Here is a 15137-nt window from a genome sequence, read left to right as displayed (position 1 = left end):
GAAACAGGAACGCGCGCCAAGGGGATGGCGCGCGGTTGTCCACAAGGAAATGTCCGAGTTGTGGATTATTGTTGCAGGCACAGTTCAAGCCACGCCGCGCCCAGGTCTTTCTTGCGCACGTCCCGCATCTTTTGCTCATAAACCCAAGGTGTGATCAGCGGGATTGCAGCATTGTAGTTTTCGGGCCATGTCGGGCCGCTATCCGCCACCGCTTGTACAACGTCACGTTCTTTTACACGGTCCAGTCGCGCCTTTTGAACCGCAGCCACCACATCAGCTTGGTACTTGCAGCTTTGTTCCTTGGTTTCCTGAGCGGCCAAAGGGGTGGCCAACAGAGCCGCGACAAAAGCGATACGCAACATGGAATTCTCCGGAGATTCGTTTCTTTGAAGTAGATTGCCCGTCAACCTAACGGGCTGTCAGGGACATTCAAGCCGCAGCACATGCTGGCGGGGCGAATTGATCACCCCGCCTGTCCGTTTCAGAGACCTTTGGCGCGGTAGCTTTTCGCAACGCGGTCAATCGCCACGATATAAGCCGCCGTACGCAGGTCCTCGACATCATCACGACTGTGCCAAACCTCACGCATCGACTGATAAGCAATACGCATTGTGTCATCGAGACCCGAGCGCACCAACTCAAGTTCATCCGCGCCTTTGAGGTATTTGGCCTTGAAGTCCGGCGACATCGACCACGCATCCCCCAGGTACCGGTCCAGCCGTTCCAGCTCGCTGACGATCAGTTCGTGACGCGACTCTTCCTGACGACGCTGCATCCGGCCAAAGCGGATATGGCTAAGGTTCTTGACCCATTCGAAATAGGATACTGTCACACCGCCTGCGTTGGCATACATGTCGGGGATGATCACTGTGCCCTTCTTACGCAGGACTTCATCCGCGCCAGCGGTTACCGGACCATTGGCAGCTTCGATAATCAGCGGTGCCTTGATCCGATCGGCGTTCGACAGGTTGATGACACCTTCCAAAGCCGCCGGGATCAGAATGTCGCATTCAGCCTCCAGCACTGCCGCGCCTTCAGCGGAATGGGTCGCGTCGGGATAGTCTTTTACGCCGCCATGTTTGACAATCCACTGACGCACGGCTTCGACGTCAATCCCGTCGGGATTAAATAGCGCACCATCCCATTCGATGATTCCGGTGATGCGCGCGCCATCTTCCTCGCTGAGGAACTTTGCAGCGTGATAACCTACATTACCAAGCCCCTGCACGATAATGCGCTTACCATCCAGTTTACCTGACAAGCCTGCTTTCTGGATGTCTTCAGGGTGGCGGAAAAACTCGCGCAACGCGTATTGAACACCGCGCCCAGTCGCTTCGACCCGCCCCGCGATACCACCGGCATTCAGCGGCTTTCCTGTCACACAGGCGCGCGCATTGATGTCCGTTGTGTTCATCCGCGCGTATTGGTCAGCCATCCAAGCCATTTCACGCTCCCCAGTGCCCATATCGGGCGCAGGCACGTTTTGCGATGGGTTTATCAGGTCTCGCTTTGCAAGCTCATACGCAAAGCGCCGCGTGATCTGTTCCAGCTCATGCTCTTCATATTCTCGTGGATCAATGCAAAGCCCACCCTTGGAGCCACCAAACGGTGTTTCGACAAGTGCGCACTTATACGTCATCAGCGCAGCCAGAGCTTCGACTTCGTCCTGGTTAACCGCAGTGGCATATCGAATACCGCCCTTGACCGGTTCCATATGCTCCGAGTGGACAGACCTGTAACCAGTGAAGGTATGGATTTCACCACGCAGCCGCACGCCAAATCGAACTGTGTAGGTTGCGTTGCAGACACGGATCTTTTGCTCCAACCCCGGCGGCAGCTCCATAAGGGCGGCTGCCCTGTTGAACATCAGGTCAACACTTTCACGAAAGCTGGGTTCTTTGATGCCGGTCATAAAATCCTCCGTAGCGGTACATGACGATGCGTCACGACGTTTTGTCGCACCACTGGCGGCCTGCTGCAATCAAACAATGCACTTTTTTTAATCATTTTATGAACGCACGCTTAGTTGCCCTAGGGTGAGTCGCTCAGATCGGCCAACTCCTTAACGAATTGTTTTCATTTCATCGACAGATCACCTGAAACGGTCCAAATTATACCCCTTCGGCACGTAAAAAGGCCAAAACCAAGCCTTTTTCGCCCAATTCACGCCACGTTTGAAAATTAACTTTGTCCCAAATCTCTTTTTCTTTGACGCACGAATTCGACGTGTGAGGCGGAGTAACCAGAATGCTAAATTCCTTGCTTTGTAACGACGGCTCGAAACCGAAGCGCAAAACGTTCAAGTTAGAGCAGTTCGCTCGGAACGAAGATGGCGTCTTCACTATCTTCGTATTGTTCATGGTGGTCCTGATGCTGGCAATTACCGGCATGGCCATGGATGTCATGAAGTATGAGCGTGACCGCGCCAGCCTGCAATCCACCCTGGACCGCGCTGTGCTTGCTGCCGCTGACCTTGACCAGGATCTTCCTGCCAAGGCGGTTGTCGATTCTTACATGGACAAGGCCGGGCTGGGCAATCTGAACGCCATTACGACGGTTGTTGAAGGGTTCGGCTCTAAAAAAGTAAGTGCTACAGCCGAAGCGGTTGTTCCGACCCGCTATCTGAGGTTCGGCAAAGTCACTGAACTGGGCCTTGTTGCCAGCAGTGCGGCTGAAGAATCCATTGGCGCTGTAGAAATCTCGTTGGTTCTCGACATTTCCGGCTCTATGTCGCGCTCGTCTGCCACACCATCGAAAACAAAAATCGCAGTGTTGAGAGAAGCTGCGTCGGAATTTGTAAGGCTCATGCTGGACAAACCTGACGAAACACAGATTTCAATCTCGATTGTTCCTTATGCAACGCAGGTCAACGCGGGTGCGCCAATCCTGGACAAGTTCACAAATGTCACGCAGGAGCACAGCTATTCGCACTGCGTAAACTTCATTCCGGAACAGTACAGCGATTCTGATCTGGAACGCGATGACACGTTGGAGCGCACCGCCCATTTCGATCCTTTCACCTATTCTGAAGGGTCAATCGACCTGCCCGTTTGTCCGGTCCGCGCAGGAAGTGCAATCACCCCTGTCACCGACAATATGAACAAACTGCTTGCTCAGATTGCGTCCCTCACCCCCGGTGGGAACACGTCGATCGATATTGGGATGAAGTGGGGAACTGCCCTGCTGGACCCGAGCATGCGCGGAATTGTTCGCGACCTGTCGCTGGAACAGGATCCATCCTATGCAGGTACAACAATTGTGCCATCAAAATTCTCGGTCCGTCCCTCGGACTATGGCACCGACGTTCTGAAGATCGCCATTGTTATGACCGATGGTCAGAACACCGATCAATACATGCTTAACCCATCGCTGCGCGAAGGTATGTCAGACGTTTGGTACAACCCGGAAGCTGATGAATACACCGTGTACCATTCTCAGGGTCGTCCGAATTTTTTCTGGCCTCAGCAAGACGTTTGGGCGGATCATCCCTACGGAAACCCGGAACCTGAGACGCAGCTGAACGAAGAACCTGGAACAGCCGTTCGGTTGTCATATCCTGAACTGTTTAACCGAGTATCATTGGCATGGAACGCACGGTACAACTATTACTGGCAGTCCAGCGGTTGGGCGGAATGGTATTCAAAGGCCTACGCGAAAGTTGAAACGTCGGCCAAGAACCAGCGCACCAAGCACATTTGTGATGCGGCCAAGGATCAGGGCATCATCGTTTACGGTATCGCGTTCGAGGCGCCCAGAAGCGGGTACAGGACCCTCAAAGACTGTGCCAGCTCTGACAGCCACGTCTATGACGTAAGTGGCCTGAACCTTGAGAAAGCCTTTGAATCCATCGCATCGTCGATCCGCAAGCTGAGGCTAACCCAATGATCAGCAGAAAGCTGTCGATGCTCCGCCTATTTCGACAATCCGAGGCAGGCAATGCGACAATCGAGTTCATCATGCTCGTACCCTTCTTCCTGGCGCTTCTCGTGGCAGGAGCCGAACTGTCCATCATCACGATGCGGCATGCTGCTTTGGAGCGTGGGGTGGACCTGATCGTAAGGGATATTCGGCTGGGCACCGGTACGAACTGGGATCACGACGTAATCAGAAATCGGATTTGCGAAGTGTCCGGAATCAAGGATTGTACAGGGAATTTGCGACTGCAAATGGTCAAGCAGGACGCGTTCGCTGGTATCGTGCTTTCAGACAGCATCCCCTGCACGGACAGTTCCGAAGATCCCAAACCGGTTCTGGATTTCAAAAGCGGGCAATCCAACGAGTTGATGATCTTGCGGGCCTGTTTGCGCATAGATCCGGTTCTTGAGACCTCAGCCATTGCCAAGCTTGTCCCGGACGCTACCGGTCACTACGCGGTGACCGCAACAACAGCATTCGTACAGGAGCCACTGTAAGATCATGTCTGTATTCCGAAACCTGAAGAAGCGCTTCAAAGTCTTCAAGAAAGACGAAAGTGGCATTCTGACCGTAGAAGCCCTCATGATTTTTCCGCTGATGTTATGGACGATTACGTTCACGTTCACAGCATTCGAGGGGTTTCGTCAAAGCGCATCCAATCTGAAGGCAGCTTATACGATCAGCGACCTGATTTCGCGTGAAACGCAGGCCGTGACCGATGTGTATATCGACTCGTTGCACGATTTGGCGGGCAAGATGATCAATAACCGGTCAGACGTGAAAATGCGGGTTTCTCTTATCGTTTACGATGAGGACGATAAACGCCATTATGTGCGCTGGTCGACCGTACGCGGCTTTGATCAGGAATGGGATGACAACAGGATCGATGAAATCGAAGACCGCCTGCCGCCAATGCCCAATCAGGACACCGTTATTCTGGTTGAAACGTCCAATGAATACATCCCCACGTTCCGACCGGGCTGGGATTTTGCGACAGGTATCACCTTTGAGAACTTCATCTTTACCCGTCCCCGCTTTACAAACGAAGTTGCTTGTAACTTAACCCAGACCCCGTTCGTCTGCACAAATAGCGGATAGAATTTCGGACATGAACTTGGCTTCGGCGGCAGATGTCATGCCGCCCACGCCAACCCGGTGACCAACCCGCCACCACAATCCCGGAGCCCAGCGGTTCGCCGCCTTGTTTCGCGTACGGACCAGAAAGCCGTTTGACGGTTTGAAGGCGAACACACCCCGATCTACCGTTTCAATGTCGGCCACTTCTGCGATGATCTGACCCGACCCCGTTCGCAACTCGGTCCGCGTCAGTTCGATACAGTCTTCTGTGGCGCGCCAAACGCGAAGCGCCAGCCAAAGCGATGCACCGCCAACGAAAAACAGAAACACCTGCCAAACCGGTGCGGGTGGCGATGCCAGCGCGACATAGGTAACCAGCATTCCAACCGTTGTCAGCATCCCTACCCCGGTCCATCGTCTGGGGGATGAGGCCTGAATCGTTGCCAACACGTCGTCCTGCATGGATGTCTCCTGTCTGATCCGCTTCGATCTAGCCATTTTGCGCCGGAAACAACAGAGGCTTGGCCGCAAAACAATTTCGCACAGGTCCGGTTATTTCATGCGAATTGACTGCCGTGGCGCAGAGATTACATGCTGCCCGGATGAAACGGAGGCGAACATGTCCCTTAGACCGACGTTGGAAACACGCAAAGCCATCCCCACAATGGAAGGGGCTGGTGTCAAACTTCACCGTGCATTCGGGTTTCAGGATCCGTCCGAACTGGATCCTTTTCTGCTGTTCGATGATTTCAGAAATGAACGCCCGCAGGATTACCAGGCCGGGTTTCCCTGGCACCCGCACCGGGGAATTGAAACGATCACTTACGTTCTGACCGGCTCAGTCGAGCATTCGGATTCGCTGGGTAACACCGGCACGCTTGGCGCCGGTGATGTGCAATGGATGACCGCAGGATCCGGTATCTTGCATCAGGAAATGCCAAGCGGCAACATCTCGGGCCAGATGCACGGCTTCCAGTTGTGGGGCAACCTGCCCTCGGATCAGAAGATGACCGCCCCGCGCTATCAGGACGTTCAAAGCAAGGACATCCCCGAAATCACCGATAACGATGGCACCACAGTGCGGGTGATCGTAGGTGAGTTCTGGGGTAAGACCGGACCCGTTGACGGGATAGCTGCTGACCCGCAGTATCTGGATATCTCTGTCCCGGCAGGTGTGAAGAAAACCCTCCGGATCGATACGTACCGCCGTGCCTTCGCCTATGTGTTTCAGGGTCAGGCCGCCTTTGCCGATGCCTCGCAGCCGACAGGTGTGCTGTTGGAAAAGGAAATCGCCGGGCAAGAGGTCAATATCCGCGACATGTCAGGGGATCGCACGCTTGTCCGTTTTGGCACGGGCGATGAAATCACCGTTCAGGCTGGCCCCCAAGGTGTGCGGTTCCTGCTGATCTCTGGGGCTCCGATCAACGAACCCGTCGCGTGGCATGGCCCCATCGTGATGAACACGCGGGCCGAACTGGAACAGGCATTTCGCGAGCTGCGCAATGGCACGTTCATTCACCCCGCGCACTAACAGCGTGACGGTTTGACCCTGTCAGGCCGTCACGGCCTTGTGCACCATGTTCCAATAGATCTCTTCGACTTCGTCCAGTGACAGGCGACCGCCCGAACGGTACCAGGTCATCACGCCGTTAAGCATGGCAATCACGGCCAGCGTTGCAATCTTCGTGTCCGAAATTGCGAATTGTCCGGCCTGCTGCCCTGAATCCAGGATGCTTTCCAGCACGTTTTCGTATTGGCGCCGCAAGTCTTCAATTTCAGCAAAGTTTTCGGGCGAAAGATTGCGCAACTCCATATAGGCGATGAAAACTTCGTCCGGGCGCTGCAAATGGAAGCGGATGTGAAAGCCGATAAACTGGCGCAAGGCGTCTTCAGCATCGTCGCAACGGCCCATTGCATCAAGCGCCTCAAGCAGGTCCTGCATGTGTTCGCGCATCAACCGGTGCAAAAGGCTCTGTTTGTCGGGCGTATAGTTATAAAGCGCGCCTGCCTGTACGCCGACCTCTTTTGCGATCTGCCGCATCGAGACAGCGGCATACCCATAGCGCGCAAACAGGTGCAGCGCGGCCTTGCGGATACGTGGGCCGGTTATGTCGGAATGTGAGCCTTGAGTGCGTGCCATGGGTCTACAGTATATGAACAGATGTTCATATAGAACCCCGCTTGAACGATGTCGTCAAAACGTGCATCACGATGGGGCAACAAAGACCGAAAAGCCTGCGACATGAAACTGCTGCCTGTTTTGCCCCTTATTCTATTTTGCGCCGCCTGTGCGGACATTCCCGAGTTGGAAGGCAGCGAACCGGCTGCAGTCAGATCCGCCCCCTACCCGCGCCTTATTCCGTTGCAGGAAACCTTAGGGCCACCGGTGGACCCGATCCATCAGGCAGCAGCAGTCGAAGACGATCTGACCCAACGCAGCAATGCTTTAGCCCAAAAGGCGCAGGCGCTACAAAACGCGCAAACCAACTGACGCGTCATAAATCACCCCCACTATCCCCCGGTGACGGATTGCACCCTTGGCCTGAACCCGCTAAGGCAGCGCTGATTGGACTAGCATCCGACACCAGAAAAATTCGAGCGGAAAAGGACCCACGACATGACACAGGCACTGCGGCTGGGAATTGCGGGCTTGGGAACGGTCGGCGTGGGTGTCGTCAAGATCGTCCGCCGCCATGCAGAATTGTTGCAGGCCCGCACAGGCCGTTCGATTGAAATCGTGGCTGTATCCGCGCGCGACCCGAACAAGGACCGTGGCGTGAATCTGTCGGATTATGCCTGGGAAACCGATCCGGTTGCACTGGCAAAACGCGACGACATAGACGTTTACGTCGAATTGATGGGTGGCGAGAACGGTCCTGCCAAAGCCTCGGTCGAAGCAGCATTGGCCAGTGGCAAGGATGTGGTCACCGCCAACAAGGCGTTGCTGGCCATCCACGGGCAGGAACTGGCTGAAAAGGCCGAGGCCGCCGGTCGTGTGATCCGGTTTGAGGCCGCTGTCGCTGGTGGTATCCCGGTGATCAAGTCCCTGACCGAAGGTCTGGCGGGCAACGAGATCACCCGCGTGATGGGTGTCATGAACGGAACGTGCAACTACATCCTTACCCGGATGCAATCGCAGCGTCAGGGCTACAATGCCCTTTTCGATGAATGCGCCGAATTGGGATACCTTGAGGCCGACCCCAATCTGGATGTCGGAGGTATCGACGCTGCGCACAAGCTGGCTCTGCTATCCTCGATTGCGTTTGGGACCAAGCCGAATTTCGACGGGATCGAGATTGAGGGTATTCAGCAGATCAGCCTGGACGACATTGATCAGGCCGAAGACATGGGCTTTCGCATTAAATTGCTTGGCGTGGCGCAGCGCACCGCGCGCGGGCTGGAGCAACGCATGCAGCCTTGCCTGGTACCCAGCGACTCGCCACTGGGCCAGCTGGAAGGCGGCACCAATATGGTCGTGATCGAAGGCGACGCGGTTGAGCAGGTTGTTCTGCGCGGCCCCGGCGCAGGCGAAGGTCCGACAGCCAGCGCTGTGATGGGCGATGTCTGCGATCTGGCGCGTGGATTGCAGATCCCGACCTTTGGCCGCCCAGCCACCACGCTTGAAACCGCAGTTCCCGCCGTCACCGGTCGACCTGCGCCGTATTATCTGCGGCTGGGCCTGCTGGATAAACCTGGTGCATTGGCCAAGGTTGCGGCCATTCTGGGCAATGCCGGGGTGTCAATCGACCGGATGCGCCAATATGCACATGCCGAAAGCACAGCGCCTGTGCTGATCGTCACCCATAAGACCACCCGAACGGCGCTGGACGTCGCATTGGAGGGTTTCCGCGAAACCGATGTGGTTGCAGGCGACCCAGTTGCATTGCGGATTGAAGCGGTTTGACCTTGCGGCCTGCATGAAACGCAAGCTATGCCGGAAGACACGGCTATACTGACCAGAGGATACAGAAACATGAGTGCTGCCAAGACCGATTTCAATGACCGCCTGCTGTCTCTGGGGCTGGCCAGGGTGGCGGAACAGGCTGCACTGGCCTCGGCTTCGCTGGTAGGCCGGGGCGATGAGAAAGCCGCGGATCAGGCCGCTGTGAACGCAATGCGCGAACAGCTGAACCTGCTGGATATCGCAGGTGTCGTTGTCATCGGTGAAGGCGAGCGCGATGAGGCGCCGATGCTGTATATCGGCGAAGAGGTTGGCACCGGCAATGGCCCCGGTGTGGATATTGCACTGGATCCGCTGGAAGGCACCACGCTGACTGCCAAGGACATGCCGAACGCACTGACCGTCATCGCCATGGGCCCGCGCGGCTCGATGCTGCACGCGCCGGATGTGTATATGGACAAACTGGCGGTTGGCCCGGGGCTGCCTGAAGGTGTCGTCAACCTGGACATGTCGCCACGCGAGCGTGTCGAAGCGCTGGCCAAGGCCAAGGGATGTAAAGCCGCTGACATCACCGTCTGCATTCTGGAACGCCCGCGCCACGAAGCGATGATTGCCGAAGTGCGCGAAACCGGTGCCGCGATCCGTCTGATCACTGATGGTGACGTGGCGGGTGTCATGCATTGCGCTGAAAGCGAAGTAACCGGCATCGACATGTATATGGGTCAGGGTGGCGCGCCCGAGGGTGTGCTGGCCGCCGCTGCGCTGAAATGTATGGGAGGGCAGATCTTTGGTCGCCTGTTGTTCCGTAACGATGACGAACGTGGCCGGGCCGCAAAGGCAGGCATCACCGATCTGGACCGTGTTTATGCACGCGATGAGATGGTGACGGCGGATGTGATCTTTGCCGCCACCGGCGTGACCGGTGGCTCTTTGCTGCCCCGGATCAAGCGCGAGCCCGGCTGGGTGGAAACCACGACGCTGCTGATGCGGTCCAAGACCGGGTCGGTGCGCCGCATGTCCTACCGCACGCCGACATGGCCGCATGACAACACATAACGGCTTGCGCCGTTGCCTTCGGCGAGAGTATTTCTGAAAAGGTGAAGAGGCCGGGTCCGCAAGGGTCCGGCCTTGGCGCATGAGAGGCGAGCAATGAGTTTTCTTGGAGTCGAGCAATCACTGACGGGACGGCTTTGGGTTGGACCCAGCCCGGAGATTGAGCGGGCGGCCGAGATGATGGCGCAACAAACCGACCTGCCCCGTGCCGTTTGCCAGGTTCTGGCCCGGCGCGGCGTGCCCGTATCGGAGGCGCCCGGCTTTCTTGACCCAAAGCTGAAGGAATTGCTGCCTGATCCGCGGGCCATCAAGGATATGGAAGTTGCTGCCACGCGCTTTCTGGAAGCCGTCCGCAATCGCCAGAAAATTGCGGTGTTTGCGGATTACGATGTCGATGGCGGCAGCTCTGCCGCGTTGCTGCTGGTCTGGCTGCGGCAGATGGGCGTGCAGGCGACGCTTTATGTGCCGGACCGGATCGACGAAGGGTATGGCCCCAACGTTCCCGCGATGCAGGAGCTTGCGGCTACGCATGATCTGATCATCTGCGTTGATTGCGGCACGCTCAGCCATGATCCGATTGCGGCGGCGACGGGGGCGGATGTGATCGTTCTGGACCACCATCTGGGGGGCGAGACGCTGCCCGATTGCGTCGCAGTGGTGAACCCAAACCGACAGGATGAAAGCGGCGATCTTGGTTATCTTTGCGCGGCGGGCGTTGTGTTTCTGATGCTGGTCGAAGCCGGTCGGCAGCTGCGTGACGCGGGCGCAAGGGGACCGGACCTGATGGCCCTTCTGGATCTGGTGGCCCTGGCGACCGTTGCCGATGTGGCACCACTGATCGAGGCCAACCGCGCCCTGGTGCGACAGGGGCTGAAAGTGATGGCACAGCGGCAGCGCCCCGGCCTTGTCGCGCTGTCCGATATCTCGCGCATGGATACCGCGCCGAACAGTTATCATCTGGGATTTCTGCTTGGGCCCCGCGTGAATGCCGGTGGACGGATCGGTCAGGCCGATCTGGGTGCGCGCTTGCTGAGCACCGATTCTCTGCATGAGGCGCAGGCGTTGTCCGAACGTCTGGATGCCTTGAACACCGAGCGCCGTGACATTGAAAACACGGTACGTGCCGCCGCGCTGGAGCAAGCCGAGGCGCGTGGCTTGGACGCCCCTTTGGTCTGGGCGGCAGGCGAAGGCTGGCACCCCGGTGTCGTCGGTATCGTGGCCTCTCGGCTGAAGGAGACAGCCGATCGACCGGCGATTGTGATTGGCTTTGACGGGGATGAGGGCAAGGGTTCGGGCCGCTCGGTTTCCGGCGTCGATCTTGGGGCTTCGATCCAGCGTCTGGCGGCCGAAGGGTTGCTGGTCAAAGGAGGTGGCCACAAGATGGCCGCAGGTTTGACCGTCATGCGCAATCAGTTGGAACCCGCAATGGAACGCCTGAGCGAGTTGCTGGCCAGACAAGGGGCGAGCCAGGGTGGACCTGCGGATCTGAAATTGGATGGCGCGTTGATGCCCGGCGCGGCAACCGTGGAACTGATCGAGCAGATCGAACAGGCCGGACCGTTTGGCGCCGGTGCCCCGGCCCCGCGCTATGCGTTGCCTGACCTGCAGGTTCGCTTTGCCAAGCGGGTCGGTGAATCGCATCTGAAACTGTCGCTGACCGATGGAATGGGCGGCGGGCTGGATGCGATTGCCTTTGGTGCTTTTGACGGGCCGATGGGCGAAAAACTGTCAAATCACGGCGGTGCACGCTTTCATTTTGCGGGTCGGCTAGAGGTCAACACCTGGGGCGGTCGCCAATCTGTGCAGCTCAGGCTGGAGGACGCGGCGGAAGCCCGTTAACACGCGGCTTTGGTGCGTTAAAAAACTTTCCCGTCCCTGCGTTTTTACGCTTGCGGGGGTCACGGCGAAACCGTAAAAGGCCCTCCACAAGCCAGCGTGGCCCGTTCGTCTATCGGTTAGGACGCCAGGTTTTCAACCTGGAAAGAGGGGTTCGATTCCCCTACGGGCTGCCATTTGCGCTTGTGACCTGATACCAAGTGGCCCGTTCGTCTATCGGTTAGGACGCCAGGTTTTCAACCTGGAAAGAGGGGTTCGATTCCCCTACGGGCTGCCACTCTTCCTTAGCTTCTTCCATCCCAAAGCAGCAAGATCATCCGGGCCGCGTCTGGAAACAGCAACCTAGCTGTCATCAGCGATCTGAATTTCGATGCCCCAACGGTCAAGGAATCTGGCCACCCCACCCTTTGGCACAGCATCCGTGACCAGCGAATGCACCAGCCGAGGATCCGGCCCCACATAAGGTGCCCTTTCACCAAACTTGGAATGTGCTGCAGCCATGACAACCTGGTCCGCACACCTGACCACCACCGATGCAAGATCCGCTTCGACCGCGCTGTGGTAGAGAAACCCTTTGCTGTCGGAAATCGCGTCCGTGCTCAGGATCACGATGTCAAAAGCATAGCGTTGCAGCTGCTTGTGGGTGACGTGACCAAACGTCCCCCTTTCATCGATCTGCAACTCACCCCCCAAAAGGTGCACCCGGTTTCCGTTGACCCCGGCCAAGGTCTGAACGACACCGATGGAGTTGCTGACTACCGTGAGGTTGCTGACCTGTCGCAGCTCTTCCGCGACGAAGGCGGTTGTCGATCCCACATCCAGGAAAACGGTCATCTGATCGCGAACCAGTTTCGCGGTATGCCCGGCGATCAAACGCTTTTCATCCGCGTCTTGTGATATCCGGTGAAAGAAGTTGGGGGCGCCCTGCACTCCGGCAAGGTAAGCTCCGCCATGAACGCGTTCGACCGTACCCGCCTTTGACAAGGCTTTGATCGTTCGGCGCACCGTCTCTTCGGATACGCCGAGCATATTCGCCAAATCCGAATTCCGGGCCGTTCCACCCAAACGTCTGAGGGCATCAAGCAATTCCAGCTCACGATGGGTGTTGAGGGTATTCTTCTTCACGAACCGGCTCCGGAGATTTTCTTTATATGGACACGGAATACCGTGAACGGCAAGGCAGTGCTACATCCGCATTGCCACAACTGGCCTTTTGTCGGAACGGATTGGTGCCATGTGAGCACTGAGTTTCAGCAGTAATGATCCGGGAAGCTGGTTTGCCTGACTTCTCACGAGTGCCGGATCAGTGTCCATGCCTCTCGCAACGCGGATGCAATTCAACGCACCCTCTGTCATCTCTTGCTTGCAATAGGTCTCAGTGGAGTTCCCTATTTCCCTCGCGGAGAAATTTTGAAATTTCGATAACATAATTATATAGTTACAATCATTTACAGCGGTGGAAACAAATTCAATTCATGCGGCTCCGGAGTGCCTGAACGTCAATTACTAAAAATTTAGTTTGACACATACGCAAAAAATCGCTGATGCTGTTCTGCATCCGGTTCCCGCCGGAGAACCATAATTTTTGGGAGGAGACAGATGCGGAGACATCTACTTTCCGCAGTGGCGGCGGCTGCCGTCATTGCGGGGCACGGGTCCGCTTGGGCCGACGAAGCCGCAGCACAACGTTGGATCGACGACGAATTCCAGCCATCGACCTTGTCGAAAGACGAACAGATGGCCGAGATGCAATGGTTTATCCAAGCTGCACAGCCCTACGCTGGCATGGAAATCAACGTCCTGTCCGAAGGTATTCCGACGCATTCCTACGAGTCGGAGGTTCTGACCAAGGCGTTTGAAGAAATCACCGGCATCAAGGTCAATCACCAGATCCTTGGCGAAGGCGAAGTGGTCCAGGCTGTTCAGACCCAGATGCAGACAGGTCGGAACCTGTATGACGGCTATGTCAACGACAGTGACCTGATTGGTACCCACTCGCGTCTGCAACTGGCCTATCCGCTGACCGACATGATGGGCGGCGACTGGGCGGCGACAACCTCGCCGACAATCGATCTGGATGACTTCATGGGCATTCAGTTCACCACCGGGCCGGACGGCAAGCTGTATCAGCTGCCCGACCAGCAGTTTGCGAACCTTTACTGGTTCCGCAAGGACTGGTTCGATGACGAGGCCAACAAGGCCGCGTTCAAAGAGAAATACGGCTATGATCTGGGCGTTCCGGTCAACTGGTCGGCCTATGAAGACATCGCCGAGTTCTTCACCAATGACGTGAAAGAAGTCGACGGCGTTGCGATCTACGGCCACATGGACTACGGCAAGCGCGCGCCCGACCTTGGCTGGCGCATGACCGACGCCTGGCTTTCGATGGCCGGTGCTGGTGACAAGGGCGAGCCGAATGGTATTCCGGTTGACGAATGGGGCATCCGCATGGAAGCGGGCACCTGTAACCCGGTCGGCGCCTCGGTGTCGCGCGGTGGTGCTGCAAACGGTCCGGCTGCGGTCTATGCGATCCGCAAATGGGACGAATGGCTGCGGGCCTACGCGCCTCCGGGTGCGGCGTCTTATGACTTCTATCAGTCGCTGCCGGCACTGAGCCAGGGCAACGTGGCCCAGCAGATTTTCTGGTACACCGCCTTTACCGCCGACATGGTGAAGCCGAAGTCCGAAGGCAACAACACCGTGGATGACGAAGGCACGCCGCTGTGGCGGATGGCGCCCAGCCCGCACGGCCCCTACTGGGAAGAAGGCCAGAAGGTTGGCTATCAGGACGTGGGTTCCTGGACGTTCCTGAAATCGACCCCCTCGGATCGTGCGCAGGCAGCCTGGCTTTATGCTCAGTTCGTGACGTCCAAGACTGTTGATGTGAAGAAGTCCCATGTGGGTCTGACCTTCATCCGCGACAGCTCGGTCAATCACGAGTCGTTCACGGAACGCGCATCCAAGCTGGGTGGACTGGTCGAATTCTATCGCTCGCCTGACCGCGTGGCATGGTCGCCAACCGGCATCAACGTACCGGACTATCCAAAGCTGGCCCAGATCTGGTGGCAGCAGATCGGTGACGTGAACTCGGGCGCCTTCACACCGCAAGAGGCGATGGACCGTCTGGCCGAAGAGATGGACATCACCATGGCCCGTATGCAGGCCGCGGATGAAAGCGCCGGTGTCTACGGTGGCTGTGGCCCGCGATTGAATGAACCGCAGGACGACGCATTCTGGCTGGAAAAAGCGGGTTCGCCCAAGGCCAAGCTGGAAAACGAAAAGCCGCAGGGCCAGACCGTCAACTATGACGAACTGGTTAAGCGCTGGCAGTCCCAGTAAATGCAACATCGTAGGC

Annotated in this window: 14 protein-coding genes and 2 tRNA genes; 11 read left to right on the top strand and 5 right to left on the bottom strand. The window is 57.1% G+C overall.

Going from position 1 to position 15137, the window contains the following annotated elements; genetic code table 11:
• Window positions 1-65: 65 nt before the first annotated feature.
• Window positions 66-362 carry a hypothetical protein gene (locus ACR0D9_RS02445; RefSeq protein ID WP_267366003.1) on the bottom strand — a complete coding sequence of 99 codons (297 nt, stop codon included), beginning with the start codon at window positions 360-362 and terminating at the stop codon, window positions 66-68.
• Window positions 363-481: 119 nt separating this feature from the next.
• Window positions 482-1912, bottom strand: a complete 1431-nt coding sequence (locus ACR0D9_RS02440) for a Glu/Leu/Phe/Val family dehydrogenase (RefSeq protein ID WP_480481585.1) — start codon at window positions 1910-1912, stop codon at window positions 482-484.
• Between the two features lie 335 nt (window positions 1913-2247).
• Here ACR0D9_RS02440 and ACR0D9_RS02435 point away from each other — a divergent pair, with 335 nt between their 5' ends.
• The 3 genes from ACR0D9_RS02435 to ACR0D9_RS02425 are packed head-to-tail and all read left to right on the top strand — an operon-like array spanning window position 2248 to window position 5013.
• Complete coding sequence (locus ACR0D9_RS02435) at window positions 2248-3885, top strand: pilus assembly protein TadG-related protein (RefSeq protein WP_480481587.1); 1638 nt, start codon at window positions 2248-2250, stop codon at window positions 3883-3885.
• Window positions 3882-4412, top strand: coding sequence for a TadE/TadG family type IV pilus assembly protein (locus tag ACR0D9_RS02430; protein ID WP_480481589.1), 531 nt, complete (start codon window positions 3882-3884; stop codon window positions 4410-4412). Before ACR0D9_RS02435 ends, ACR0D9_RS02430 begins: the two co-directional genes overlap by 4 nt.
• 4 nt (window positions 4413-4416) lie before the next feature.
• A complete protein-coding gene (locus tag ACR0D9_RS02425; RefSeq protein WP_480481591.1) occupies window positions 4417-5013 on the top strand; it encodes a TadE/TadG family type IV pilus assembly protein in 597 nt (198 codons plus the stop codon).
• On the opposite strand, the gene ACR0D9_RS02420 is transcribed toward ACR0D9_RS02425, so the two are convergent.
• Window positions 4975-5454, bottom strand: coding sequence for a hypothetical protein (locus ACR0D9_RS02420; RefSeq protein WP_480486079.1), 480 nt, complete (start codon window positions 5452-5454; stop codon window positions 4975-4977). The two genes, ACR0D9_RS02425 and ACR0D9_RS02420, sit on opposite strands and share 39 nt — an antisense overlap.
• Window positions 5455-5611: 157 nt before the next feature.
• Between ACR0D9_RS02420 and ACR0D9_RS02415 the strand changes: the two genes are divergently transcribed.
• On the top strand, window positions 5612-6523 hold the full coding sequence (locus tag ACR0D9_RS02415) for a pirin family protein (protein WP_480537527.1): 912 nt from the start codon (window positions 5612-5614) through the stop codon (window positions 6521-6523).
• Window positions 6524-6544: 21 nt separating this feature from the next.
• On the opposite strand, the gene ACR0D9_RS02410 is transcribed toward ACR0D9_RS02415, so the two are convergent.
• Window positions 6545-7132 carry a TetR/AcrR family transcriptional regulator gene (locus ACR0D9_RS02410; protein ID WP_267366137.1) on the bottom strand — a complete coding sequence of 196 codons (588 nt, stop codon included), beginning with the start codon at window positions 7130-7132 and terminating at the stop codon, window positions 6545-6547.
• A 102-nt stretch (window positions 7133-7234) separates the two neighbouring features.
• On the opposite strand from ACR0D9_RS02410, the gene ACR0D9_RS02405 reads away from it, so the two are divergent.
• From ACR0D9_RS02405 to ACR0D9_RS02380, 6 genes are all read left to right on the top strand, one after another.
• Complete coding sequence (locus tag ACR0D9_RS02405) at window positions 7235-7483, top strand: hypothetical protein (RefSeq protein ID WP_480481597.1); 249 nt, start codon at window positions 7235-7237, stop codon at window positions 7481-7483.
• A gap of 126 nt (window positions 7484-7609) precedes the next feature.
• Entirely contained in the window at window positions 7610-8896 is a 1287-nt protein-coding gene (locus ACR0D9_RS02400; protein ID WP_267366139.1) for a homoserine dehydrogenase, read from the top strand.
• Window positions 8897-8965: 69 nt separating this feature from the next.
• On the top strand, window positions 8966-9949 hold the full coding sequence (gene glpX, locus ACR0D9_RS02395) for a class II fructose-bisphosphatase (protein WP_267366140.1): 984 nt from the start codon (window positions 8966-8968) through the stop codon (window positions 9947-9949).
• 93 nt (window positions 9950-10042) lie between these two features.
• A complete protein-coding gene (gene recJ, locus ACR0D9_RS02390; protein ID WP_480537526.1) occupies window positions 10043-11785 on the top strand; it encodes a single-stranded-DNA-specific exonuclease RecJ in 1743 nt (580 codons plus the stop codon).
• A gap of 98 nt (window positions 11786-11883) precedes the next feature.
• Window positions 11884-11958, top strand: a tRNA-Glu gene (locus ACR0D9_RS02385).
• Window positions 11959-11984: 26 nt separating this feature from the next.
• Window positions 11985-12059, top strand: a tRNA-Glu gene (locus ACR0D9_RS02380).
• A gap of 65 nt (window positions 12060-12124) precedes the next feature.
• Here the strand turns inward: ACR0D9_RS02380 and ACR0D9_RS02375 are convergent.
• Window positions 12125-12907, bottom strand: a complete 783-nt coding sequence (locus tag ACR0D9_RS02375; protein WP_480476380.1) for a DeoR/GlpR family DNA-binding transcription regulator — start codon at window positions 12905-12907, stop codon at window positions 12125-12127.
• Window positions 12908-13381: 474 nt separating this feature from the next.
• On the opposite strand from ACR0D9_RS02375, the gene ACR0D9_RS02370 reads away from it, so the two are divergent.
• Window positions 13382-15121 (top strand): ABC transporter substrate-binding protein, encoded by a 1740-nt coding sequence (locus tag ACR0D9_RS02370; protein WP_480476378.1) that lies wholly within the window; start codon window positions 13382-13384, stop codon window positions 15119-15121.
• The last annotated feature ends 16 nt before the right edge of the window (window positions 15122-15137 follow it).

It is taken from the genome of Ruegeria sp. AK11, from assembly GCF_056541095.1.
The sequence above is the reverse complement of the archived record's forward strand: the minus strand, read 5'-3'. Positions and strand labels throughout refer to the sequence as shown.